The sequence below is a fragment of the Bacillus sp. A1 genome (assembly GCF_042296235.1).
GTDB lineage: Bacteria > Bacillota > Bacilli > Bacillales > Bacillaceae > Bacillus > Bacillus velezensis.
The window spans coordinates 3,664,993-3,687,674 of sequence record NZ_CP141181.1; the positions used below are offsets into that span (position 1 = coordinate 3,664,993).

The 22,682-nt window shown below is 47.1% G+C and carries 29 protein-coding genes; 4 read left to right on the forward strand and 25 right to left on the reverse strand.

Annotated features, from left to right (window positions below):
* Positions 1–150: 150 nt before the first annotated feature.
* The 4 genes from spoIID to U2H13_RS18030 all read right to left on the reverse strand — a co-directional run bounded on the left by spoIID (position 151) and on the right by U2H13_RS18030 (position 3,838).
* Entirely contained in the window at positions 151–1,182 is a 1,032-nt protein-coding gene (gene spoIID, locus U2H13_RS18015) for a stage II sporulation protein D (RefSeq protein WP_021494814.1), read from the reverse strand.
* Between the two features lie 199 nt (positions 1,183–1,381).
* Entirely contained in the window at positions 1,382–2,692 is a 1,311-nt protein-coding gene (gene murA, locus U2H13_RS18020; RefSeq protein ID WP_007614362.1) for a UDP-N-acetylglucosamine 1-carboxyvinyltransferase, read from the reverse strand.
* A 33-nt stretch (positions 2,693–2,725) separates the two neighbouring features.
* A complete protein-coding gene (locus U2H13_RS18025) occupies positions 2,726–3,466 on the reverse strand; it encodes a YwmB family TATA-box binding protein (protein ID WP_029972867.1) in 741 nt (246 codons plus the stop codon).
* Between the two features lie 141 nt (positions 3,467–3,607).
* Positions 3,608–3,838: a DUF1146 family protein gene (locus U2H13_RS18030; RefSeq protein ID WP_007614366.1), complete on the reverse strand. Its 231-nt coding sequence runs from the start codon at positions 3,836–3,838 to the stop codon at positions 3,608–3,610.
* A gap of 172 nt (positions 3,839–4,010) precedes the next feature.
* Between U2H13_RS18030 and U2H13_RS18035 the strand changes: the two genes are divergently transcribed.
* Positions 4,011–4,481, forward strand: a complete 471-nt coding sequence (locus U2H13_RS18035) for a hypothetical protein (protein ID WP_014419098.1) — start codon at positions 4,011–4,013, stop codon at positions 4,479–4,481.
* Between the two features lie 44 nt (positions 4,482–4,525).
* On the opposite strand, the gene U2H13_RS18040 is transcribed toward U2H13_RS18035, so the two are convergent.
* From U2H13_RS18040 to spoIIR, 18 genes are all read right to left on the reverse strand, one after another.
* Entirely contained in the window at positions 4,526–4,924 is a 399-nt protein-coding gene (locus U2H13_RS18040; RefSeq protein WP_003151176.1) for a F0F1 ATP synthase subunit epsilon, read from the reverse strand.
* Positions 4,925–4,947: 23 nt separating this feature from the next.
* A complete protein-coding gene (gene atpD, locus U2H13_RS18045; RefSeq protein ID WP_003151173.1) occupies positions 4,948–6,369 on the reverse strand; it encodes a F0F1 ATP synthase subunit beta in 1,422 nt (473 codons plus the stop codon).
* 25 nt (positions 6,370–6,394) lie between these two features.
* Positions 6,395–7,258, reverse strand: a complete 864-nt coding sequence (atpG, locus tag U2H13_RS18050) for an ATP synthase F1 subunit gamma (RefSeq protein WP_003151172.1) — start codon at positions 7,256–7,258, stop codon at positions 6,395–6,397.
* A 75-nt stretch (positions 7,259–7,333) separates the two neighbouring features.
* Entirely contained in the window at positions 7,334–8,842 is a 1,509-nt protein-coding gene (atpA, locus tag U2H13_RS18055; RefSeq protein ID WP_017418736.1) for a F0F1 ATP synthase subunit alpha, read from the reverse strand.
* 16 nt (positions 8,843–8,858) lie between these two features.
* Positions 8,859–9,404, reverse strand: coding sequence for a F0F1 ATP synthase subunit delta (locus U2H13_RS18060; protein ID WP_003151169.1), 546 nt, complete (start codon positions 9,402–9,404; stop codon positions 8,859–8,861).
* Positions 9,401–9,913 carry a F0F1 ATP synthase subunit B gene (gene atpF / locus U2H13_RS18065; protein ID WP_003151168.1) on the reverse strand — a complete coding sequence of 171 codons (513 nt, stop codon included), beginning with the start codon at positions 9,911–9,913 and terminating at the stop codon, positions 9,401–9,403. The genes U2H13_RS18060 and atpF overlap by 4 nt, the downstream gene beginning before the upstream one ends.
* A gap of 142 nt (positions 9,914–10,055) precedes the next feature.
* Positions 10,056–10,268 carry a F0F1 ATP synthase subunit C gene (gene atpE / locus U2H13_RS18070; RefSeq protein ID WP_003151167.1) on the reverse strand — a complete coding sequence of 71 codons (213 nt, stop codon included), beginning with the start codon at positions 10,266–10,268 and terminating at the stop codon, positions 10,056–10,058.
* Positions 10,269–10,313: 45 nt separating this feature from the next.
* Positions 10,314–11,048, reverse strand: a complete 735-nt coding sequence (gene atpB, locus U2H13_RS18075) for a F0F1 ATP synthase subunit A (RefSeq protein WP_014419099.1) — start codon at positions 11,046–11,048, stop codon at positions 10,314–10,316.
* A 7-nt stretch (positions 11,049–11,055) separates the two neighbouring features.
* Positions 11,056–11,439, reverse strand: a complete 384-nt coding sequence (gene atpI, locus U2H13_RS18080) for an ATP synthase subunit I (RefSeq protein ID WP_003151155.1) — start codon at positions 11,437–11,439, stop codon at positions 11,056–11,058.
* 419 nt (positions 11,440–11,858) lie between these two features.
* Positions 11,859–12,488 carry a uracil phosphoribosyltransferase gene (upp, locus tag U2H13_RS18085; protein WP_014419100.1) on the reverse strand — a complete coding sequence of 210 codons (630 nt, stop codon included), beginning with the start codon at positions 12,486–12,488 and terminating at the stop codon, positions 11,859–11,861.
* 134 nt (positions 12,489–12,622) lie between these two features.
* On the reverse strand, positions 12,623–13,870 hold the full coding sequence (gene glyA / locus U2H13_RS18090; protein WP_014419101.1) for a serine hydroxymethyltransferase: 1,248 nt from the start codon (positions 13,868–13,870) through the stop codon (positions 12,623–12,625).
* A gap of 147 nt (positions 13,871–14,017) precedes the next feature.
* Positions 14,018–14,560, reverse strand: coding sequence for a TIGR01440 family protein (locus tag U2H13_RS18095; protein ID WP_103526569.1), 543 nt, complete (start codon positions 14,558–14,560; stop codon positions 14,018–14,020).
* Between the two features lie 13 nt (positions 14,561–14,573).
* Positions 14,574–15,023, reverse strand: coding sequence for a ribose 5-phosphate isomerase B (rpiB, locus tag U2H13_RS18100; RefSeq protein WP_003151149.1), 450 nt, complete (start codon positions 15,021–15,023; stop codon positions 14,574–14,576).
* A 133-nt stretch (positions 15,024–15,156) separates the two neighbouring features.
* Positions 15,157–15,612, reverse strand: a complete 456-nt coding sequence (locus tag U2H13_RS18105; protein ID WP_003151148.1) for a low molecular weight protein arginine phosphatase — start codon at positions 15,610–15,612, stop codon at positions 15,157–15,159.
* Between the two features lie 73 nt (positions 15,613–15,685).
* Complete coding sequence (locus U2H13_RS18110) at positions 15,686–16,243, reverse strand: manganese efflux pump MntP family protein (RefSeq protein ID WP_103526568.1); 558 nt, start codon at positions 16,241–16,243, stop codon at positions 15,686–15,688.
* Positions 16,244–16,311: 68 nt separating this feature from the next.
* Entirely contained in the window at positions 16,312–17,352 is a 1,041-nt protein-coding gene (locus U2H13_RS18115; RefSeq protein WP_022553920.1) for an L-threonylcarbamoyladenylate synthase, read from the reverse strand.
* 156 nt (positions 17,353–17,508) lie between these two features.
* The gene (locus tag U2H13_RS18120) at positions 17,509–17,952 is read right to left on the reverse strand and encodes a hypothetical protein (RefSeq protein ID WP_007614382.1); all 444 of its coding nucleotides are present in this window, start codon (positions 17,950–17,952) and stop codon (positions 17,509–17,511) included.
* A gap of 70 nt (positions 17,953–18,022) precedes the next feature.
* On the reverse strand, positions 18,023–18,703 hold the full coding sequence (spoIIR, locus tag U2H13_RS18125) for a stage II sporulation protein R (protein WP_014419106.1): 681 nt from the start codon (positions 18,701–18,703) through the stop codon (positions 18,023–18,025).
* Positions 18,704–18,863: 160 nt separating this feature from the next.
* Between spoIIR and U2H13_RS18130 the strand changes: the two genes are divergently transcribed.
* The gene (locus U2H13_RS18130; protein ID WP_003151143.1) at positions 18,864–19,238 is read left to right on the forward strand and encodes a UPF0715 family protein; all 375 of its coding nucleotides are present in this window, start codon (positions 18,864–18,866) and stop codon (positions 19,236–19,238) included.
* Here the strand turns inward: U2H13_RS18130 and U2H13_RS18135 are convergent.
* From U2H13_RS18135 to prfA, 3 genes are all read right to left on the reverse strand, one after another.
* Positions 19,225–19,503, reverse strand: coding sequence for a DUF5316 family protein (locus tag U2H13_RS18135; protein WP_007407605.1), 279 nt, complete (start codon positions 19,501–19,503; stop codon positions 19,225–19,227). The genes U2H13_RS18130 and U2H13_RS18135 overlap by 14 nt on opposite strands.
* A 70-nt stretch (positions 19,504–19,573) precedes the next feature.
* Positions 19,574–20,434 (reverse strand): peptide chain release factor N(5)-glutamine methyltransferase, encoded by an 861-nt coding sequence (gene prmC, locus U2H13_RS18140; RefSeq protein ID WP_021494807.1) that lies wholly within the window; start codon positions 20,432–20,434, stop codon positions 19,574–19,576.
* Position 20,435: 1 nt separating this feature from the next.
* Positions 20,436–21,506, reverse strand: coding sequence for a peptide chain release factor 1 (gene prfA, locus U2H13_RS18145; protein WP_003151139.1), 1,071 nt, complete (start codon positions 21,504–21,506; stop codon positions 20,436–20,438).
* 111 nt (positions 21,507–21,617) lie between these two features.
* Here prfA and U2H13_RS18150 point away from each other — a divergent pair, with 111 nt between their 5' ends.
* Together U2H13_RS18150 and racA are read left to right on the forward strand one after the other, a co-directional pair.
* Entirely contained in the window at positions 21,618–22,001 is a 384-nt protein-coding gene (locus tag U2H13_RS18150) for a VOC family protein (RefSeq protein WP_007614387.1), read from the forward strand.
* Between the two features lie 110 nt (positions 22,002–22,111).
* Positions 22,112–22,675 (forward strand): chromosome-anchoring protein RacA, encoded by a 564-nt coding sequence (gene racA, locus U2H13_RS18155; protein ID WP_021494805.1) that lies wholly within the window; start codon positions 22,112–22,114, stop codon positions 22,673–22,675.
* The last annotated feature ends 7 nt before the right edge of the window (positions 22,676–22,682 follow it).

Here is a 22,682-nt window from a genome sequence, read left to right on the forward strand (position 1 = left end):
ATAGAAGCGGCATTTTTATCAGTGATTTACACCCGGCGCTCAGCCTTCAATCGGCATTTGTCAGCCTTTAGGCTTTCGTTATATGAGTCTGTTGGTTGCTTTACCGTTTATGGAATAGTTTTCAAAAAAAACAGACGCTCATGAAAGCGTCTATTTTTTCGCCATATATTTGTTTAAAAATGGATCTGCTTCGGAAATGTCCACTCCCTGATAATAATGCTTGACGATGTCCGCCACGGATTTCCCCTGCTTCGCCATGTAATTGGCCCCGTACTGACTCATCCCGACGCCGTGGCCGAATCCTTTTGTCGTAATGGTGATGCTGCCGCCGTTTCGTTTCCATTCAAAGTCGGCAGAACGGAGTCCGAGTTTTTCCCGGATGTCTCTTCCCTTCAGCTTTTTACCGTTGATGACGGCCGTCGCCACTTGATGGCCCGGCGTTCTGGCTGTAATCTGTCCCACGGTGTTTTGTCCCGAGAGCTGTACGCCGAGCTTTTGCTGAAACTCCGGCACACTGAAGGTCTGGGTGGCGAGATATTTCGGCGATTGTTTATCCCACGGACTTTTCACGCTCTTTAAATAAGGAATGGCGCTTGTCCAATAGGCTTCCGCATTTTCCGTATACCCGTTGCTCGTAGAGAAGAAAGATGCCTCAATCGGCTTGTTATCGTACGTTAAAATCTTTCCTTGCGTGCCGGCGACCGCGTTTGTGATTTTCTTGAGGTTGTGTGCGTACTTAGAACCCCATTCTTTTTTCAGCTGGCTTTTGCTTTGATAGACTTGGAACATTTGCGTATCATCCACCAGTGATCCTTTCGGCGCCTGAACGGCTGAGTCAGCGACCATCAGTCTGACGATGAATGTCCGGGCGGCGAGCGCCTGGGCTTTTAAGGCCTCCGGTTTAAAGTTTGCGGGCATTTCGGAAGCCACGACACCGACCACGTACTCTTCAAGCGGAATGTTTTCTACAGAATGATTGGATGTCCGATAAACCGGAATGGATACAGGTGATTCTTTCAATGTTTCTGCTCCTTTTGTTTCTCGTGTGGTGTGTGCTGTTTTGTGTCCGGGCTCTCTGTTTACGGCTGCGCCTTTTTCTGCCTGAAACGGAAGGACGAGAATGGTGGGGACTAGAAGAATAAGTATACACAGCCCGGATAGTAGAAATACAATCGGTTTCATATATCAGCTGCCTCCTGCTTGGGATTCGACTCTACTTCATCTTATGGGCAGGGACAAGCTAATATGACTTCCTTTTGGACAGAATCTTTATTCCATTTTTCAATCGAAAAACGTATTCTTTTTTGGAAATCAGAGCATAATAATGATGATAAACCATAAAAAAACAGTATGCCAGATTGACATACTGTTTTTACAGCCATTATGCGTTTAGGTCAGTTACGACTTCTTTGCTTTCTTGTTCAGCGGCCGTTTCATCAACGACACGCTCGATGTCAGCGCCGAGAGCCGCAAGTTTTTGATGGAAATTCACATAACCGCGATCCAAGTGCTTCAGTTCCGTGACGCGTGTATGACCTTCAGCCACTAATCCCGCAAGAATCAGCGCCGCGCCCGCACGCAGGTCCGTAGCGGCAACTTCTGCGCCTTGCAGCTGTACAGGACCGTTAATGATCACAGAACGTCCTTCAATTTTAATGTCGCCATTCATCCGGCGGAATTCTTCAGCATGCATAAAACGGTTTTCAAACACAGTTTCAGTAATCATGCTTGTTCCGCTCGCACGGAGAAGCAGCGCCATCATTTGCGACTGCATATCAGTCGGGAATCCTGGGTGAGGCATCGTTTTAATGTCGATCGGCTTCAGCTGGGCAGGACCGATGACACGAAGGCCTTCTCCTTCATCCGTAATTTTGACTCCCATTTCTTCCATCTTCGCAATTAAAGACGTAAGATGCTCAGGAACCGCACCTTTGACTAATACATTTCCTTCCGTGATAGCCGCAGCCACCATGAAAGTACCCGCTTCAATACGGTCAGGAATGATGTTGTGTCTTACGCCGTGAAGCTTCTCGACACCTTCAATTTTAATGGTGCCTGTGCCGGCTCCGCGGATTTTTCCGCCCATCGCATTGATATAGTTCGCTAAGTCAACGATTTCAGGCTCTTTTGCCACGTTTTCAAGCGTTGTTGTTCCTTCAGCTAAAGCAGCTGCCATAATCAAGTTTTCTGTCGCACCCACACTTGGGAAATCTAAATAGATTTTTGCGCCCTGCAGACGGCCTTCCACTTCTGCTTCAATAAAGCCGTTGCCTACTTTGATTTTTGCACCCATTGCTTCAAAGCCTTTTAAATGCTGATCAATCGGTCTTGAGCCGATTGCGCAGCCGCCCGGAAGCGCTACTCTTGAATGACCCGTACGGGCTAACAGAGGGCCCATAACAAGCACTGACGCGCGCATTTTACGCACATATTCAAAAGGTGCTTCTGTTTCTAAAGCGTAAGAAGCGTTTACGGTAACTTCATTATTCTCAAAATGCACATCTGCTCCTAAATGACGCAACACTTCGTTGATTGTATATACATCGGAGAGCGTAGGTACATCACATATTACGCTTTTTTCTTCACTTGCTAATAAAGATGCAGCGATAACTGGTAAAACGGCATTTTTTGCTCCTTCAACTTTCACTGTGCCGTTTAACTTCTGACCGCCGCGGACGATGATTTTTTCCAAGGTATTCCCCTCCGCGTCCCTATATTCTCTATATTAATATTCAGTCGTCACGATTGGTGTGCCAACCGTAACGGTATGTTTTTCGCCCATTCCCGCACTTCTAAGCGCAACTTGCACATTCATCTTATGTTTCGATGTCATGATGTAATCTGTCCACTTATATGTAAATGCAGAAACAGAAACGAAATGAGGCTCAACTACATGTTCAACTGGACTTGCTTCAAATTCTTTCATGAGCTGTTCTGCTTTTTTTTGCAAAACAATACTCATATTATCATTTAAATGACCCTTTAGACAAGTAAAAATAAATACTTTATTTTGAAATATGTCATGTGCCTGCCGTTCAAACTGTTCATATGTATCATTCCAGTTTTCCGGTTGCTCCGGGCTCATTTGCTCATATAATAAATACGAAGTTGGGTTCTGGTTTTTGAGGGTAGTGACGAGCTGCAGTTTAAAAGTTGTGTGATTTTTTTTGTCAGAATACGTGCCGACGGCCTTTACGATTTTATCTTCCCGCGCGGTTTTCCAGTGATATTGCGGATACTGCGTCTTCAGTTCTTTTACCTTGTCATCAAATTCACTCAGTGACAGGTTCAGATTTTCTTTCGCATGAAGCGTCCATTCATCTACAGTGACATGTTGCCGCTCCATTCCTTCGGCAATCTGGGCAAGCGGAGACAGCTCACTTGCATGAATGGAATGAAATACCGCTATTAAGGCGCTTAAAAAAACAAAAAATAAGATGATGCGGCCTGCTCTTTTTTTCTTCATACCGATCTCTCCCCCTTACTCCCATTTTTGCCGGAGCCGGGGAAAGCGATACATGGAAAACTTCGTCAAAACTCGCCAAGCGGGTGAAGAAAAATTGGTTGCTCACCCAGCGATTCCCTTCATTTCAACAGCCGAAACATCTTAAAATAAGTATGGAAGCTGTTTCGAATAGGTAAGATAATCTAAAAAGAAGTCAGCGACTGCCGTACCGATCGCAATGGTAAGAAGAATGATCAGCAGCCTCGCCTGCACTATTTTTCCTTTTCGGATCAGCGGATCAAAGTTGACGGCCTGAAGCGCCCACCATGTCACCGCAATGCATACCAGGTGAACCAGGATGCTGATTGCGGCCTGCTGCCCCAATACATTCACAAATCCCATCTCCTTTCATTTTTTCCGCCCCTCATATCCTCTCTTATTATATAAGAAGAAGAGAGAAAGATGATCATTTTTACATCAGAATTTTTATCCAAAATTAGGGGCAATCCCCGCTTAAATGTCCGTTCTCCGGCATGATATACTTTTTTGGAAAGGTGATGGGAATATGAATCATTCCTTTTTTCATCCGGAAAAGCAGTATGGAGAAACACTTCCCGTATTTGACCACGAGTGGGAAGCGATAGCATTCTACTATGATTATAGACAGTCTCAAACAGAGGAACTGAAAGAATTATGTCAGTTTTTCAACATTTCTCTTGATTATTCACGCGGCAGCCTGCTGGAAGTGGAAGCTCTTTACTTCCGCAGCATAAAAGAGCTGCTTTTGGCGGATTGGAACCTGCCGATTGACGAATTTGAGAAAATGCTCAGCGTGTATGTCATCGATTGCGCCATCAGACACCATGACGATGCCGAATGGGTCGTCAAACCTTATCCGTATACGGACGGCGCTTATACGACGGGTGTGCGGAGAGGAAACAAAACGTGGCACACCGACAACTGCTGCGAACATTTATATCTGCAAAAAGAAGAGGATCATCCGCTTATCGGCGTCTATGAATCTCTTATGCGTTAATATAGAAAAAGAATCCTTCTCAGACAGCCGAGAAGGATTCTTTTTTAGTTTCCTGCAACATCCAATCTGTTTACAGCCCGCTGTAACGCAAGCTCAGCCCGACGAATGTCAGTATCATCTGATCGTTTGTTCAAACGGTCTTCCGCCCGCTTTTTCGCAGCAAGGGCGCGCTCTTTATCAATGCTTTCCGCTGTTTCAGCGGCTTGTGCAAGGATAGTGACCTGATCAGGACGGACTTCTAAAAATCCGCCGCTGACAGCCGCCAATTCGGTCTGCCCGTCTTTTTTAAGGCGGACAGCGCCGATTTTAAGCGGAGCCACGGTCGGAATATGGCCAGGCAAGATACCGAGATCACCGCTCTCGGCTCTTACACTTACCATTTCAATATCAGCATCATATACTGGGCCGTCGGGAGTAACGATATTGACTTTAACGGTCTTCATGCTTTTACCCTCCTAGGACCAGATTAAACTTCTACACCCATCTCTTTCGCATTCTCAATGACTTCTTCAATGCGTCCCACAAGACGGAATGCATCTTCCGGAAGATGGTCATATTTACCGGAAAGGATTTCTTTAAAGCCTCGTACCGTTTCTTTAACAGGCACGTAAGAACCCTTTTGTCCCGTAAACTGCTCAGCTACGTGGAAGTTTTGAGAAAGGAAGAACTGGATACGGCGGGCGCGGTGAACGACAAGCTTGTCTTCTTCACCTAATTCGTCCATACCGAGAATCGCGATAATATCCTGAAGTTCTTTGTAACGCTGAAGCGTTGACTGGACTTCACGCGCCACCGCATAATGCTCTTCTCCGACAATTTCCGGAGCAAGCGCGCGGGAAGTGGAAGCCAGCGGATCAACCGCAGGGTAGATACCCATTTCAGTTAATTTACGCTCAAGGTTAGTCGTTGCATCCAAGTGAGCGAACGTTGTCGCCGGAGCCGGGTCAGTGTAGTCATCGGCAGGCACGTAGATCGCCTGGATAGATGTAACTGAACCAACGTTTGTAGACGTAATACGCTCTTGAAGCTGACCCATTTCTGTCGCAAGCGTCGGCTGATAACCAACCGCAGAAGGCATACGGCCGAGAAGCGCGGAAACCTCTGAACCCGCTTGTGTGAAACGGAAAATGTTATCGATAAAGAACAGTACGTCCTGTCCTTGTTTATCACGGAAATGCTCAGCCATTGTAAGACCCGTCAGTGCTACACGCATACGTGCGCCCGGCGGCTCGTTCATTTGTCCGAAGACCATGGCTGTTTTCTTGATAACGCCTGAATCGCTCATTTCGTAGAAAAGGTCGTTCCCTTCACGAGTACGCTCTCCTACACCGGCGAATACGGAAATACCGCCGTGCTCTTGCGCGATGTTGTTGATTAATTCCTGGATTAATACGGTTTTACCTACGCCGGCGCCGCCGAACAATCCGATTTTACCGCCCTTGATGTAAGGAGCGAGCAGGTCAACAACCTTAATTCCCGTTTCAAGAATTTCAACCTCAGTTGAAAGCTCATCGAATGAAGGAGCTGATCTGTGGATCGGGTCCTTTTGAGCATCCGCAGGCAGCGGTTCATTTAAATCAATTTTATCTCCCAGTACGTTAAATACGCGTCCGAGAGTCACATCACCGACAGGAACGGAAATCGGCGCACCTGTATCAACAGCTTCCATTCCGCGCTGAATTCCGTCCGTAGATGCCATGGCAATTGTACGGACTGTATCATCGCCTAAATGAAGAGCAACCTCTAGCGTTAGGTCGATGCCTACTTCATTTTCGCCTGTAGCTGGCTGTGAAACTTTAATCGCATTATAAATCGCAGGCAAGTGGCCGTCCTCGAAACGTACGTCGACAACCGGTCCAAGCACCTGACTTACGCGTCCTTTCTTCATCGCTATCCCTCCTGACAAAATCTTTCTATTCTAAAGCGGCTGCACCGCCGACAATTTCGGTAATTTCTTGTGTAATCGCCGCTTGACGCGCGCGGTTATATGAAAGCGAAAGTGAATCAATGAGTTCTTTCGCATTATCAGTCGCATTTTTCATTGCTGTCATTCTCGCAGCGTGTTCACTTGCTTTACTGTCAAGAAGCGCGCCGTAAATTAAGCTTTCCGCATATTGAGGAAGCAGCACTTCGAGCACCTCTTCTTCATCCGGTTCGAACTCGTAAGAAGCCGTGCGCTTCCCGCCGCTCGTTCCGAAATCCGTTAAAGGCAGCACTTTTTTCTCCGTCACTTCCTGTGAAATCGCACTGACGAAATGGTTATACACCAAATGCAGTTCATCAAAAGCGCCGTCGATAAACATTTGAACCGTCTGACGGGTCAAATCTTTAATCTGAGCAAAAGTGACCTCGTCGCCAAGCCCCACTAACTCAGACAAAATCGGCATTTCTCGTTTTTTGAAGAAATCGCGGCCGACTCTGCCGATTGCAATCACCGTGTATTCATCTTTAGACTGATGGCGTTCTTGAATGGTGCGGTAAGCGTTTCGCAAAACCGAACTGTTAAACGCACCCGCAAGCCCGCGGTCAGACGTAATGACGAGATACGCCGTCTTTTTCACTTCTCTTGAGACAAGCATCGGGTGTTTCGCGTTTTTCGCGCCTTTTCCGACGTTAAACACAACCTCCTGGATCTTATCCATATACGGAGCAAATGACTTCGCGTTGGTTTCCGCACGGTTCAGCTTCGCAGCGGATACCATCTGCATGGCTTTTGTAATCTGGCTTGTTTTTTTCGTTGACGTGATCCTTGACTTAATATCGCGTAATGAGGCCAAAGATTTCACCACCTTTATTCTTCATTTGCGTAAAAAGAGAGAAAAAGAGAACCTTTTTCTCTCATCTTCTAAGGGTTAGTTGCTTGGTGCAAATGTGCGTTTGAAGCCTTCGATTGCAGCTTTGAAGTCTTCATCAGCAGGAAGGTTTCCTGTTTTCGCAATGCCGTCAAGCAAATCTTTATGGTTTTGATCAAGGTACATGTAGTACTCTTCTTCAAAACGTCTGATATCCGCAACCGGAATATCATCAAGATATCCTTTTGTCAGCGCATAAAGAATGGCTACCTGTTTTTCAACCGGAAGCGGTTTATTCAAGTCTTGCTTCAGCACTTCAACTGTACGCGCACCGCGGTTCAGTTTCGCCTGAGTCGCCTGGTCAAGATCAGATCCGAATTGGGCGAACGCTTCAAGTTCACGGTATGAAGCCAGGTCAAGACGCAATGTTCCCGCTACCTTTTTCATCGCTTTGATTTGGGCTGATCCGCCGACACGGGATACGGATAATCCGGCATTGATCGCAGGACGCACGCCTGAGAAGAATAGGTCGGATTGAAGGAAAATCTGTCCGTCAGTAATGGAAATGACGTTTGTCGGGATATAAGCGGAGATATCTCCTGCTTGTGTTTCGACGAACGGCAGCGCCGTAATTGATCCTGCGCCTTTTGCGTCACTCAGCTTGGCTGCGCGCTCAAGCAGACGGGAGTGAAGATAGAATACATCCCCAGGGAATGCTTCACGGCCCGGCGGACGGCGAAGAAGCAATGACAGCTCACGGTAAGCGGCCGCTTGTTTAGATAAATCATCATATACGACGAGAACGTGCTTGCCGTTGTACATGAATTCTTCACCCATTGTCACCCCTGCATACGGTGCAAGGTACAGAAGCGGAGCCGGCTGTGAAGCGGACGCCGTCACGACAATCGTGTAATCAAGCGCGCCATGCTTACGAAGTGTTTCCACTACGCCGCGCACTGTAGATTCTTTCTGGCCGATCGCTACGTACACACAGATCATGTCTTGATCTTTTTGGTTCAAGATTGTATCAATCGCAACAGATGTTTTACCTGTCTGACGGTCCCCGATAATCAGCTCACGCTGTCCGCGGCCGATCGGAATTAACGCGTCGATCGCTTTGATACCCGTTTGCAGCGGCTCATGTACTGATTTACGGTCCATTACGCCTGGAGCCGGGCTTTCGATCGGACGTGTTTTGCTTGTCAGAATCGGACCCAGTCCGTCTACCGGCTGTCCGAGCGGGTTGACGATACGTCCGATTAATTCTTCACCTACAGGAACTTCCATGATGCGGCCCGTTCTTTTGACCTCATCACCTTCACGGATATCTCTGTAAGGTCCTAAGATAACGATACCTACGTTGGATTCTTCAAGGTTTTGAGCCATACCCAAAACGCCGTTTGAAAACTCAACAAGTTCACCGGCCATACAATTGTCAAGGCCGTGCACACGCGCAATACCGTCTCCGACTTGGATGACTGTACCTACGTCATGAACTTCAATTTCAGATTGGTAATTTTGAATTTGCTGCTTTATCAGCGTGCTAATCTCTTCAGCTTTGATGCTCACTTAGGTTTCACCCCTTCTATCGATTTCCTCCGGCAAGTTGACGTTCCATGCGCTCAAGCTTTCCGCTCACGCTTCCGTCATAAATCCGGTTTCCAATGCGGACTTTAATGCCGCCTATTAAATCCGTCTGCACTTCATTTCTGATTCTGAGCGAAGCGATTCCGGCTTTTTTTGCAAACACTTGAGACAATGATAACATTTCCGCTTCTGACAGCGGTTTTACTGAATAAACAACCGCGTCCTCTGTCTGACGGGCCTGATTGGCAAGTTTGATAAACTCGTCTGTGAGATCAGGCACAATCGAAGACCGGCGGCGGTCAATCAGAAGAAAAATCGTATGCAGCACAGACTCAGACAGTGCGCCGAACGATTGCTGAATCAGCTCTTTTTTCTTAGCGGCCGATACCTTCGGATGGCTTAACACTTCCTGTAATCCGGCTTCGTTCCGGAACACTTCTTTTAGTACGGTAAGCTCTTCTTCGATTTCATTGATTTGAGAAGTCTCAACGGCAATGTCGAAAAGCGCTGACGCGTATCGTTTAGAGACAGCAGATCCACTCATCGGCTTTCTCCTACCTCTTTAAGATAGTCCTGAATCAGTTGTTCCTGGGCTTGTTCATCAAGCTCTTTTTCAATCACTTTCGATGCGATTAAGACAGAAAGTGATGCGACTTGCTCGCGAAGTGCGGAAACCGCTTGTTCTTTTTCTTTGACAATTTCGGTTCTCGCCGCTTCTTTCAATCTTTCAGACTCGGCGCGTGCAGCCTGGATAATGTCTTCCTTCTGCTTTTCACCCAGTTTTTTCGCATTTTCAATGAGTGATTGTGATTCCTGTTTCGCTTCTTTTAAAAGAACGCGCTGCTCTTCAATCAGCTTCTGCGCTTCTTTATTTCTTTCTTCAGCGGACGTAATTTCGCCGGCGATATGATCTTCACGCTGTTTCATTATATTTAATAGCGGTCCAAGAGCGAATTTCTTGAGAAGCGCTAATAAAACTAACATAGCTAACAATTGGAATAGGATATCTCCGCCGTTAAACGACAGTCCTAATTCAAGAGGTAATTGAGACATCTACTACGGCAACTCCCTTCTGCAGGTTTTCTCTGCTGATAAAAAGCCGTTTCGGGACGGCCTGCTTATCAGACATAAAGCAATGGCGAAGGTTCTCTTAGAGTGATCTTCGCCATTTTTAGTTCATATAAGGCTTTTTTGCTTAGCCAAAGAACGCTAAGAACGCGATAACGACAGCGATAATCGGAAGGGCCTCAACCAATGCGATACCCATGAACATAAGAGTTCTAAGTTCTTTTCCTGCTTCCGGCTGACGGGCGATTCCCTCTACCGTACGTGAAACGATCAGACCGTTACCAATACCTGCACCAAGTGCACCTAAACCGATTGCAATTGCAGCTGCTATTAAATTCATGAAAAAGTTCCTCCTTTAAAATGTTATCCGAATGGATATATGATTTTAATGATCATGACTGATTTTGTGTGACATGTACACCATCGTCAGCATCGTAAAGATAAATGCCTGGATGGTACCGATGAACAAGCTGAACGCCTGCCATGCAAGCATCGGAAGAATGGCTCCGACTGTGCCGACCAAACCGAGAAAGAAGCTGTTTGAGTAGAAATTCGTCGCCAGATTCGCAAGCAGGCCAAGAAGAATTTCCCCGGCGAAAATGTTACCGTAAAGACGAAGTCCGAGTGTCAGCGTATTCGCAAACTCCTCAATGATCTTCATCGGGAACATAAGCGGAACCGGTCTGAGGTAATCCTTAGAGTATTCCTTCAAACCTTTCATCTTCACGCCGTAATAGTGCGTTAACGACACAACCATAACGGCTAGAGTCAGAGTAATAGCCGGATCGGCCGTCGGTGATTTCCACCAAAGCTCGTGTCCGACCGTTACAGAAAACGGCAGCCCCAGCATATTTGATACAAATATGTACATCAGCAAGGTTACACCAAGCGCCAAGAAGTTAGCCCCTGTTTTTAAATCCATTGTACTGCCTATAATATTGCGGACAAAATCAACAATCCATTCCATGAAGTTCTGGGCTTTTCCTGGACGTATAGACAGCGTTCTCGTAGTAAGAATCGCAATCAGCAGCACAATCACACTTGCCACAGTAATCATCAGAATGTTTGTCAGATTAAAAGTAAGACCAAACAAATCAATAGTTCTGTAATCGTGATTCAATGGGTTTTCACCTCTCTTCCATTGATGAACGTTTGAGCTGAATAATGGAATCTATCATAATGACGGGATAAATTGTCATTAATCCAATAATCACACTTGCCACACTGACTTTATCGGGATATTTAAAGGCGACAGCCATCGCAAGTATCGCATTGCACCAACGCGCTGCGCTCCCGAGTGATCGTATGGACTTTCCTTTCGCCACGGCCTTGTCAAAAGCATTCATTCTTCTGGTCAAGAGCCACAAATTAAACAAACTGAAAACAGTTCCCAAAAAGAGGCCTAAAAAAACAGTTTTATACGCCGTAAGACCATATCCCAGCAAATAGATTGCTAAGATCACAAATACATATCTTCGTTGTCTGCTGAATGTAAGATTGGGATCGTCCATCAACTATCTGTCTCCTGATGAAAATGTAATATAATTCCTGGATACGGCAAAACATGCGGTTAACCCTTTGCAGAAGGCCTTTTTTGTCCGCAAAACGGCCTGTTCGAAAAAACCACTCATCCTCCTGATGCCACGGGATGCTGTTTCATTCGCTTAGATAAATCCTCATATAACGGGTTTTTTGGAGGATTTAAAATGAGGATGGATACTAGAAATGAAAGGAATGAAAACCTTCTCATAATACCCTCGTTTAGCATACAATAGCCCCTAACATGTGTCAATCTGTTTAAAGTTAAAAAACTTTTTATACCGGAAGCATACACAGAATGTTCACAAATTCACCTATAAATGTATGAACTCTGCCCATTCAGCAAATATCTGGATAAAAAAAAGAAAACCCCTGAATGAGGTTTTCCGATTTATTTGGTTCCGTACAGTCTGTCACCCGCGTCACCGAGGCCCGGAACGATATAGCCTTTTTCATTCAGTTTTTCATCAAGGGCGGCGATATAAATATCAACGTCAGAATGATGTTTCATCAGCTCTTCCACGCCTTCCGGAGCCGCTACAAGACACATAAAACGAATGTTTCTCGCGCCGCGCTTTTTCAGGCTGTTTATCGCTTCCACCGCAGAGCCTCCCGTAGCAAGCATCGGATCCACGACAATAAATTCGCGTTCTTCTACATCAGAAGGAAGCTTGACATAGTATTCCACCGGTTTTAAGGTTTCCGGATCACGGTATAATCCGACATGTCCCACTTTAGCGGCCGGGATTAATTTCAGCATGCCGTCAACCATTCCGAGACCCGCTCTCAGGATCGGCACGATACCGAGTTTCTTCCCTGAAATCACTTTGGATGTCGCTGTTTGAACAGGTGTTTTCACTTCCACTTCTTTAAGAGGAAGATCACGTGTAATTTCAAACGCCATCAGTGATGCGACTTCGTCCACAAGGTCTCTGAAATCCTTTGTGCCTGTATTTTCATTCCGAATATATGTCAGCTTATGCTGGATTAAAGGATGATCAAATACGTAAACCTTTCCCATACTGTGTTCAGCTCCTTTTTTGTTGTCCGAGTGACTTTTTCACACTTCTATTGATTCTACAGAAAAAGACAAACAGTTTCAAGAAAATCATAAAAAAACCCGCCGGATTAAGGTTCCGGTGGGTTTCTTCCTTATTAATAGTCCAGTTCTTTATATAAAGGAAACTTTTCAGTCAAGGCAGATACGCGCTGTCTCGCTTCTTCAAGTTTTGCTTCGTCTTCATGATTTTTCAGTGCGAGGCCGATGATGGCGCCGACTTCTTCAAGCGCGTCACCGTCAAAGCCGCGGCTTGTCACAGCTGCCGTACCGAGACGGATTCCGCTTGTGACGAACGGTTTTTCCGGATCGTAAGGGATCGCGTTTTTATTAGATGTAATGCCGATTTCATCAAGAACGTGTTCAGCGACTTTTCCGGTCAGACCGAGAGAACGGAGGTCAACAAGCACAAGGTGGTTATCCGTTCCGCCTGATACGAGCTGAATGCCCTCTTTGTTCAGAGACTCAGCCAGGCGCTTCGCGTTCGAGATGACGTTTTGCGCATATGTTTTGAACTCATCTTCAAGCACTTCTCCGAAAGAAACGGCTTTGGCCGCGATGACATGCATAAGCGGTCCACCTTGGATTCCCGGGAAAATGGATTTATCAATCTTTTTGCCGAACTCTTCACGGCAAAGGATCATTCCTCCGCGGGGTCCGCGAAGTGTTTTGTGAGTCGTTGTCGTTACAAAGTCAGCGTAAGGAACCGGATTCGGATGAAGACCGGCTGCGACAAGACCCGCGATATGCGCCATGTCGACCATGAAGTAAGCGCCGACTTCATCAGCGATTTCACGGAATTTTTTAAAGTCGATCGTGCGGGGGTACGCGCTCGCTCCGGCAACGATGAGTTTCGGCTTATGCGCCAGCGCTTTTTCACGCACATCTTCATAATCTATATATTGCGTGTCTTTATCGACACCGTATTCTACAAAGTTGTATTGAACGCCGCTGAAATTAACCGGGCTTCCGTGTGTTAAGTGGCCGCCGTGGGAGAGGTTCATCCCGAGCACCGTGTCGCCGTGCTCTAAAATCGTGAAGTAAACAGCCATGTTCGCCTGAGCGCCTGAGTGCGGCTGAACGTTTACATGCTCAGCTCCGAAAATCTCTTTCGCGCGGTCGCGGGCGATGTCCTCGACGACATCAACATGCTCACAGCCGCCGTAGTAGCGTTTGCCGGGGTAGCCTTCAGCATATTTGTTTGTTAAAACAGAGCCTTGTGCTTCCATTACCGCTTCCGTCACGAAGTTTTCAGAAGCAATTAATTCGATCTTAGTCTGTTGACGCTTACGCTCATCTTTGATGGCGTTAAACACTTGTTTGTCTTGTACAGGTAAATGTTTCATCAGCGAGATCCTCTCCTATCCGTTTCCTGTTCTTTATTTTTACCACCCTTATTGTACATGGTTTTTCAGGTGAATGTAACAGCTTATTTAAAAAAATCACAAAATTTAATTAGAAAACACGAACATTATATAGGAAAAGCATTTTCATCATTCGCATTCATAAACGGCGCGAATTCCGCCTATCAGCTTCGGCCTTGTCCGGGCCATCGTCACATGTGCTTCTCCAAGCTCACGGCTTGATATCCGGACAGGGACGGCAACGGGCTTCAGATGCATGCCGATGAACGTATCGCCGATGTCAATCCCGGCGTCAGCCTGAATCGATTCGGCGAGCACGGGAGAACGCATCTGCCGGTATGCATAAGAGGCCATCGCTCCGCCCGCTTTCGGGACGGGGACGGCTGAAACAATGGGGAGCCTGAACCGCTCGGCCGCTTCCGCTTCAATGACAAGCGCCCTGTTTAAATGCTCGCAGCATTGAAAAGCAAGATGCACACCCGTTTTTTCCTTAAACCGGTTAAGTCCGCCGTATATCAATTCAGCCCAATCCCCGCTTCCGGCGGTGCCGATCCGGCTTCCGGCGGCTTCACTTGTACTGCACCCGATCACCAGCAGACTGCCGTCCGTCAGTCCTGCCTGCTCTTGAAACTCAGTCAGCATGTCCGTCCATTTTTGCTTCATCTCTTCCATTGTCCAGCACCTCTTACAGATTTTTTTCTTCGTAATCTGCGATTTTGCCGATCCGCCGTTCGTGGCGGCCGCCCGTAAATTCAGTCGTCAGCCAGACTTTTGCGATTTCGCGCGCCAGCCCCGGGCCGATGACGCGTTCGCCCATCGCAAGAACATTCGTGTCATTGTGTTCACGCGTCGCTTTTGCGCTGAAGGTGTCATGGGCAAGCGCACAGCGTATACCCTTTACCTTATTTGCGGAGATGCTCATGCCGATGCCTGTGCCGCAAATTAAAATTCCCCTGTCAGCTTCGCCGTTCACCACTTTTTCCGCTACCGGAAAAGCGTAGTCTGAATAATCGACAGAGCCGGCGCCGCATTCACAGCCCATATCAATGTATTCAATCTGCAATTCATCCAAAAGACTTTTTATTTCTTCGCGGATATGGACGCCGCCGTGATCTGACGCAATAGCTACTTTCATTCATTTACCTCCTAGGTGTGGCTGGGCGAAGACAGCCCAGTGTGCTTGTCCTTTTTATTACGAAATCCGTTGATTTCATTCTACTCTTTCACATTCGTTTTGCAAATGACCTGTTTGCAGATTTTCTGACAGATTACTTGCTTTTTCCGTCAAGCAATTGATCAGCCAAAAGGGTCAGCAGCTCCTCCAGTTCGTCCCGCGTCTGTTTATAAACATCAAGCGGACCGCCGAACGGATCAGAGATATCGCCGTTTTCCCCCGTTACGTATTCTTTAATGGTAAAGACTTTGCCCTGACTGTTTTGATATCGGCCTTCAATCAGCTGTTTGTGCTGTTCAGTCATCGCCAGCACCAGATCAGCCGTCTCGATATGTTCTTCCGATAAGGGAGATGAACTGTGATTGAGAGCGATCCGTTTTTCAAACAGCGCTTCTACGGCATGGGCCGACGCTTTTCCGTGCGGAGACGCGAATACGCCGGCCGAGCTTACGCTGACGTCCAGCCCTTTCGTTTCTGCAATGGATTTAAAAAGAGCCTCAGCCATAGGACTGCGGCACGTATTGCCTGTACATACAAAGATTATTTTCATGTCCGTCACCTCTTACTGCCTATTATAAATGAAGAAAAAAGAAACGGCATCTTCGTTTCTTTTTTTACGTATCTTATATCGGTAAAAGCAGTTTCAGCCCGAATCCGATCAAAATGGCTCCGCCAAGCGCTTCGCTGTAGGAGCCGAGCCACGACTGCACCTTTCTTCCAGCCAAAAGGCCCGCCCATGTTAAAACGGTGCTGAAGACACCGAACAGCGTAACGGCCAGAAACGGATTGGAGCCGTTCATCCCGAGACTGAGCCCGACAGAAAAGCTGTCCAGACTGACGCCGACCGCAAACAGCAACAGTCCCGAGCCTGCCGGAGATATGAGCGGCCCGTTTGATTGTTTAAACGCGGCGATGATCATCTGCACCCCTAAAATGAAAAGAAGAGATCCGCCGATGTAAACGGCGAGCATCCCCAGAAAACCGGACAGCAGATGCCCGGCCGCCATTCCCACAAGCGGCATCATGACATGAAACAGCCCGATGACAACCCCTATATGAAATATCTGTTTTTTCTTCAGCTGAATCATTCCCATCCCGAGCCCGACGGAAAAGGCATCCGTCCCCAAAGCAAATGCCATGATGCTTAAGGAGACAAGTTCCCCGATGAATAGATTCGACATGAAATAAAAACCCCCTTGGACGTGCCCGCTTGTTTAGCTTATGCATGTCCGATAAGGGGTAGAACAAGTTAATGGATAACGGTGCCGCCTGCGGCTTTCATCAGCCTGTTCATAATGGCGAGTCCCACTCCGGTATCCGGAAAGGACTCAGAAATAATCATGTCCACTTCCGCTTCATCAAAGCTGCGGAGCGCATCGTATAAGGCGGACGCCACTGTTTCAAGGTCGGCGCGTCTGCCGCAGACCTTGATATAATCAGCCTGGTAACTATCGGCGTTCTCTTCTGTTGTCAGAATGCCGATTCGTTTCCCCCGGCTTTTATATGTGTCTGCCAGTTCTTGAATTCTCCGGGCGCCGCCGTCGGCAATAGCCATCGGCGCAGAAGGCGCGTAATGTGTATATTTCATACCCGGAGAAATAGGAACCTCATCTTCTTCGGTCAGCCCTTTATCCACAAGAACCGGACCGGCGGCGGATTCAATCTGCTCTTTTGTCACGCCGCCCGGACGAAGCAGCACGGGCTGTTTCCCCGTACAGGACAGAACGGTTGATTCCACTCCGATTCCCGTCGCGCCGCCGTCCACAATACCGGCAATGCGGCCGTTTAAATCATGAGCTACATGCTCGGCCTTCGTCGGGCTCGGTTTTCCTGATAAATTGGCGCTCGGCGCTGCGATCGGCAGTCCGGCCGAGCTGATGAGGGCTAATGCTACCGGATGATCAGGCATTCTGACAGCTACCGTCTCAAGTCCCGCGGTGACACGGGGTGACAGCACACCGGGCTTACACGGCAAGACAAGGGTCAGCGCCCCCGGCCAGAATAGCTCCATAAGCTTTTTCGCCGTCTCAGGAATATGGCTGATAAAACGATCAAGCTGGCTGATGTGGGATATATGCACAATCAGCGGATTATCGCTCGGCCTTCCTTTCGCCTCATATATTTTCGTTACGGCTTCCGTATTTTCAGCGTTAGCGCCCAGTCCGTAAACGGTTTCTGTCGGAAAAGCCACAACCTCATTCTGCCGGAGCAATTCCGCGGCTTGTGTAATCTGGGGATCGGTTGTGGATAATTCTGCGGAACAATCCACAAACCATCTTCTTGTTTTCATGTATAACCAAACTCCTTATTTTAAAGCGGTAAAACTTTATTTTCTCTCGTGTATTCCTTTTGAAAGTATAAAAGATGTCCTTTAATAAAACAAGTGTTATCCACAAACTGTGGACAACACTTTTTAATAAGTGGATAACCTTGTGTATAAGTTAGATCAGGCAGAGGTTTTCACCATTAAAAACGAACCTTCTGTGCATAACGAATTGCGGAAATGTTCGGACGTATACAGTTCATCAGGCGCATCGGCGCACGCTTCAAATCCCATCACATTCAGAAACTCAGCAGATGAGGGCTGATTGGCGACTAAGTAGACATCTTGAATCTCATGTTTTTTGCACAGCACATCCATACTTTGAAACAGTGTAACGATATGGCTTTGATTCAGCCTGTCCGACATGACGAGTGAACGGAGAAGCCCTTTTCCGCCGCTGAATTTTTCGATCCCGAGACAGGCGGCAATCTTTTTTTCACTGTCTTCCAGCACGATAAAACGGCTGATCTGCTGATCGATTTCCGCATGTGCCGTATCAGCCTTTTTCAAAAAGGCCTCCAGCGCCTCCGTATCTTGATCTCTTGCCACTCTCAGCTGATAAAACATATATTTCCCTCCGTTTCGATCAACTCTTTCTTCCAATCTATGAATCGAATCCGGATTTATGCCTTTTGCTTCAGGAAAATAGATCTGAAATCCAATCGACGAGGAAAAACTTCACTTCCGTATCATCGTCATCTTTCTTTTCTTTCTTCGCTTTATCGGCCTTTGCTTTTACGTCATCCAGCACTTTTTTAGTCTGTTTCTGCGTTTCTTCCTGCTTCTGTCCGCCGTCTTCCTGATCTTTCACCGCTTCGCCGTTTGAGAAATCAAGGAAGCACAGCGGCGGAAACAAGACGCACCACCAGTTGGCGCCCTCGCCATTGCCAAGTGTAATTAAAATCGCTTCATATTTTCCGGCCGGATAGACCATATTGCCGTACAGCTTTGTCGGAAACGAGATTTTATTGAATTGAACTGAAACGGATTGATGCGCACCCTTTTCTTTCATCGTTTGTTTGGCGATTTCTTTAATTTCAGGAAGCTTCGAACGAATGAGCCGCCGCGCTTCTTCAATGGAAGTGATATCTTTCACCCAGTCCGTGATTTGCTTGTTTACAGCATCTCTGATCTGGCGCTTGAGCTTTTGATCCTCATCGTTATCACTGTTGGCCAAAATCCTGAGCCGGATCGCTTCATCCGGTATGACGACGGGCTCATCGGCTGATGCCCGCGCTGTTTCTTCTTTTGTCAAACCCGCAAGCGCTCCTGATAATAAAAGAAAAATATATATGCAGATCATCATCGTCTGTTTCATCGGTCCCCACCGTTCCTCTCCGTGCTTTTTTTATCTAGTCCCATTATGGACATGACGGAAAAGGTTTAAACCGGCGGGAAGAAAAAAATCTAGCAAGCTGATAATCTGCATTGACAGATTCAAAATATGGTACGATATTATTTTGATAGGAGGTTTTCAGATGAAATATAATTACACCGTGCTGCTGTCGGCGGCATGTATGTCTGTCATTTATTCTATTTTGTATGTTCATCAATTCATTATCGCGGCTTTCATTTCGATGGCGTTTTATTTTTTGTTTCCTTATTTGATTTTTGCGCTGCCGCTTCAATACTTTCTGAATAAAAAGCCGAAGAGATTTCATCCGCTGTATTTTCTTTATTATTTAGGGGTGTCATTCATTGCAAACGGGATCATCTTCGGTCTTTTGCAGCCGTCAGGCCAATCTCTGTTTTCTAATTCAGCCTTTTATATCTTTGCGGTTTTAACAGCCGTCGTCTATTGGGTATGGGATTCCGTATTGCTGCAAAGACAAAATCCGGCTACAGAAGCGTAATCAGCAGACAGCCGGCTGAAGGGAGAGCGGCGCAAAAGAAAACGGCGGCCATCTTTAAACGGGCGTGCCGTCCTTCTTCTGTTTCAGAATGATAATTGGCCCGCTGCTCCGCTCCGCTTACGGCCAACCCGGAAACGATGATCGCTGTGACGATAAGAACAGCCGTAACGGCGCCGAAAATGATGTCAACGCCAAACGGCAGAACAACCCCCGCCGCATAAGCTGCGGCGGCGAGTATACATCCGAAGGCGAACGCTTTTTTCAAGGCGGATGCCCCTTTCATTTTCTTTCCATTGTAACAAAAGCCCGCCGTGTGCGTCACCGGCGGGCTTTTGTTATGATGTGATGACCGCGGATACGGTTCTGTCTTTTCCGTTGATGTCCTGTACGACTTCCACTTCCGCATTCGGAAAGGAATGACGGAACAGGTCTTTCACGGCTTTTCCCTGATTATATCCGATTTCAAAGACGACAAGCGCTTTATCTTTCATGACAAGAGGCAGCTCCTCCATAAACCGCTTGTAGAATTTCAAACCGTCACCGCCGTCCGTAAGAGCATGAAGCGGCTCATGGAAACGGACGATATCCGACAAATCCGCCATTTCTTCTTCAGAAATATACGGCGGATTGGAAACAATAATATCCGCTTTTTTTCCTGATGAAATAAAAGGAGTTAACAGATCTCCCTGCAAAAAGCACACGTCCGCTCCAAGGTTTTGCGCATTTCTTTCCGCCACCTGCAGCGCTTCTTTTGAAATATCCGAAGCCGATACTGAAAAATGTCCGCATTCAAGCGCAAGCGTCACCGCAATGGCTCCGCTCCCCGTACCGATATCAATGACGTTCAGGCGTTCTGCCTCGGAAAATGCCCGCTTCTGTCTGTCCAGCAAATGAAAGACGACTTCTTCCGTCTCCGGACGCGGAATGAGAACATCGTCATTCACAAAAAATTCCCTGCCGTAAAACTGTTCTTTCCCGATAATATATTGAATCGGAATACCTTCTTTATGCATCTCCACGTGCCGTCTGAATCGATAAAGCTCGTCCTCGCCGACGGTCTCCTGCAGACTTGCGAGAAGTTTGCTCCGATCCATTCCGGTATCATTTAACAGCAGCAGCTCGGCCGCGTTTTTTTCTCTTCCCGCTTCGGTTAAATAAGAAGAAGCCCAGCTTAGGGCTTCAAAAACGGTCTTCATCTTAATTTTCCGCCTGCTGGAGCTTGCTTGACTGGTCTTCTACGATTAACGCTTCAACCACTTCATCAAGCTTGCCTTCCAGGATTTGATCCAGCTTTTGAATCGTCAGGCCGATGCGGTGATCCGTCACACGGTTTTGCGGGAAATTGTATGTGCGGATACGCTCGGAACGGTCGCCTGAACCGACGGCTGATTTGCGGGTCTGATCATATTCAGCCTGAGCTTCCTGCTGGAATTTGTCATAGATTCTGGCGCGGAGCACCTTCATCGCTTTTTCTTTGTTTTTAATCTGAGATTTTTCATCCTGACAGGATACGACGACACCGGTCGGTAAATGCGTCAGGCGTACGGCCGACATCGTCGTGTTTACGCTTTGTCCGCCCGGTCCGCTTGATGCAAATGTATCGACGCGGATGTCTTTTTCGTGGATGTCCACTTCTACTTCTTCCGCTTCAGGAAGACACGCCACCGTCGCCGTGGATGTATGAATACGGCCGCCTGATTCCGTTTCCGGAACACGCTGTACGCGGTGCGCGCCATTTTCATACTTCAGCTTGGAGTATGCGCCTTTTCCCGTAATCATAAAGATGATTTCTTTGTAACCGCCCGTTCCGGTCACGTTTGCTTCCATGACTTCAGTCTTCCAGCCTTGGATTTCGGCATAACGGGAGTACATTCTGTAGAGATTTCCCGCAAACAGCGCGGCTTCTTCTCCTCCCGCTGCTCCGCGGATCTCCATGATTACGTTTTTGTCATCGTTCGGGTCTTTCGGGATGAGGAGCACTTTCAAACGCTCTGATAAGGTTTCCGTCTCTCCCTGCAGTTCGGAGATTTCTTCCTTCACCATTTCTCTCATATCGGCATCAAGCTTTTCCTCAAGCATCGCTTTCGCATCGGCAAGCTGTTCTGATGCGTCTCTGTATTGTCTATAGACTTCAACGGTTTCTTGTATATCAGATTGCTCTTTCGAATATTCTCTAAGCTTTTTCGGATCGTTGACCACTTCCGGATCACTTAAAAGCTCATTTAATTTTTCGTATCGTTGTTCAATTGACTGTAAACGGTCTAACACGGTCTTCACCTCTGTTTTCCTGTGCGTAACATTCTCATTATAGTATAGGGCTTATCGCCAGTCAAAAGCAATTCGCCTCTGTTATACTGAAGCAAAAAAGGAGGGGCGGATATGCTGAAATCCATCCACCATATAGCAATCATATGCTCTGATTATGAAAAGTCGAAAGCTTTTTACACCGAGATACTCGGTTTCGGCATTATAAAAGAAACATACCGAAAGGATCGCGGATCTTATAAACTTGATCTTGCGCTGGACGGCGCGTACGCGATTGAATTGTTTTCCTTTCCCGATCCGCCCGAACGGCCGACCAGACCGGAAGCCGCGGGTCTCCGGCATCTCGCTTTCACCGTAAACGATCTTGAAGCAGCCGTCAGGGAGTTAAAGGAAAAGGGCGTCGGCACAGAACCGATCAGAACCGATCCGCTGACGGGGAAACGGTTTACCTTCTTCTTCGATCCCGACAAGCTTCCGCTTGAATTGTATGAAGCGTAACGTTTTTTGAAGAAATGCCGCTTTCTTTGGCGAATTCCTTCTTGTTTTGTCTAACATGAAGGGAACGCCGCCTCATGGTCGAATACCTAGCAAAAAGGAGGTATGTGATCATGAATACAAACATGGCCGCGAAAGAGCTCGGTGTCTCCGCAAAAACGGTGCAAAGGTGGGTCAAGCAGCTGAATCTTCCGGCTGAACGGAATGAGCTCGGACATTATTCCTTTACACCTGAGGATCTTGATGTGCTGAAATCGGTCAAACGGCAAATTTCTGAAGGCACTGCCCTTCTGGACGTTCAAGTGCCCCGGCAGCCGAAAAAACGGACGGGCTTCATTTTGCAGCGTCCGAAAATCAATGGCGGCGCTGAACAAAGATTGGCAGAGCTGGAGCGCAAACTGGACATTCTCACGAAAGAGAAACAAGGTGAGAACCATCTGCTTTCAAGGATAGAGGAGCTTGAACGCCAGCTGAAACAAAAGGCGGATGAAGGGGTGTCTTATCAGCTTCTTCAGCACAGACGGGAAATTGACGACCTCAATTCCGAATTGCAGACATTGGCCTCCCGCATCCAGGAACTTGCCCAGACAGCTCCCCTCTCAGAAACAGCCGCTTCTTCAGAACATAAGAAACCCAGAAAAAAAACAAGATTTTCGCCTTTTAAATTTCAATTCTAATCAAAAA

Excerpts from the sequence above, each read along its gene's own strand:
- U2H13_RS18115 (WP_022553920.1), bottom strand. The coding sequence starts at position 17,352 with ATGAAAACAAGAAGATGGTTTGTGGATTGTTCCGCAGAATTATCCACA.
- U2H13_RS18120 (WP_007614382.1), bottom strand. The coding sequence starts at position 17,952 with ATGTTTTATCAGCTGAGAGTGGCAAGAGATCAAGATACGGAGGCGCTG.
- atpI (WP_003151155.1), bottom strand. The coding sequence starts at position 11,439 with ATGGACGATCCCAATCTTACATTCAGCAGACAACGAAGATATGTATTT.
- upp (WP_014419100.1), bottom strand. The coding sequence starts at position 12,488 with ATGGGAAAGGTTTACGTATTTGATCATCCTTTAATCCAGCATAAGCTG.
- U2H13_RS18105 (WP_003151148.1), bottom strand. The coding sequence starts at position 15,612 with ATGAAAATAATCTTTGTATGTACAGGCAATACGTGCCGCAGTCCTATG.
- U2H13_RS18095 (WP_103526569.1), bottom strand. The coding sequence starts at position 14,560 with ATGGAAGAGATGAAGCAAAAATGGACGGACATGCTGACTGAGTTTCAA.
- racA (WP_021494805.1), top strand. The coding sequence starts at position 22,112 with ATGAATACAAACATGGCCGCGAAAGAGCTCGGTGTCTCCGCAAAAACG.
- atpD (WP_003151173.1), bottom strand. The coding sequence starts at position 6,369 with ATGAAGAAAGGACGCGTAAGTCAGGTGCTTGGACCGGTTGTCGACGTA.
- U2H13_RS18025 (WP_029972867.1), bottom strand. The coding sequence starts at position 3,466 with ATGAAGAAAAAAAGAGCAGGCCGCATCATCTTATTTTTTGTTTTTTTA.
- glyA (WP_014419101.1), bottom strand. The coding sequence starts at position 13,870 with ATGAAACATTTACCTGTACAAGACAAACAAGTGTTTAACGCCATCAAA.
- atpF (WP_003151168.1), bottom strand. The coding sequence starts at position 9,913 with ATGTCTCAATTACCTCTTGAATTAGGACTGTCGTTTAACGGCGGAGAT.
- spoIIR (WP_014419106.1), bottom strand. The coding sequence starts at position 18,703 with ATGAAACAGACGATGATGATCTGCATATATATTTTTCTTTTATTATCA.
- rpiB (WP_003151149.1), bottom strand. The coding sequence starts at position 15,023 with ATGAAAGTAGCTATTGCGTCAGATCACGGCGGCGTCCATATCCGCGAA.
- U2H13_RS18060 (WP_003151169.1), bottom strand. The coding sequence starts at position 9,404 with ATGAGTGGATCTGCTGTCTCTAAACGATACGCGTCAGCGCTTTTCGAC.
- prmC (WP_021494807.1), bottom strand. The coding sequence starts at position 20,434 with ATGAAGACCGTTTTTGAAGCCCTAAGCTGGGCTTCTTCTTATTTAACC.
- atpE (WP_003151167.1), bottom strand. The coding sequence starts at position 10,268 with ATGAATTTAATAGCAGCTGCAATTGCAATCGGTTTAGGTGCACTTGGT.
- U2H13_RS18150 (WP_007614387.1), top strand. The coding sequence starts at position 21,618 with ATGCTGAAATCCATCCACCATATAGCAATCATATGCTCTGATTATGAA.
- U2H13_RS18110 (WP_103526568.1), bottom strand. The coding sequence starts at position 16,243 with ATGTCGAATCTATTCATCGGGGAACTTGTCTCCTTAAGCATCATGGCA.
- spoIID (WP_021494814.1), bottom strand. The coding sequence starts at position 1,182 with ATGAAACCGATTGTATTTCTACTATCCGGGCTGTGTATACTTATTCTT.
- U2H13_RS18035 (WP_014419098.1), top strand. The coding sequence starts at position 4,011 with ATGAATCATTCCTTTTTTCATCCGGAAAAGCAGTATGGAGAAACACTT.
- U2H13_RS18040 (WP_003151176.1), bottom strand. The coding sequence starts at position 4,924 with ATGAAGACCGTTAAAGTCAATATCGTTACTCCCGACGGCCCAGTATAT.
- U2H13_RS18130 (WP_003151143.1), top strand. The coding sequence starts at position 18,864 with ATGAAATATAATTACACCGTGCTGCTGTCGGCGGCATGTATGTCTGTC.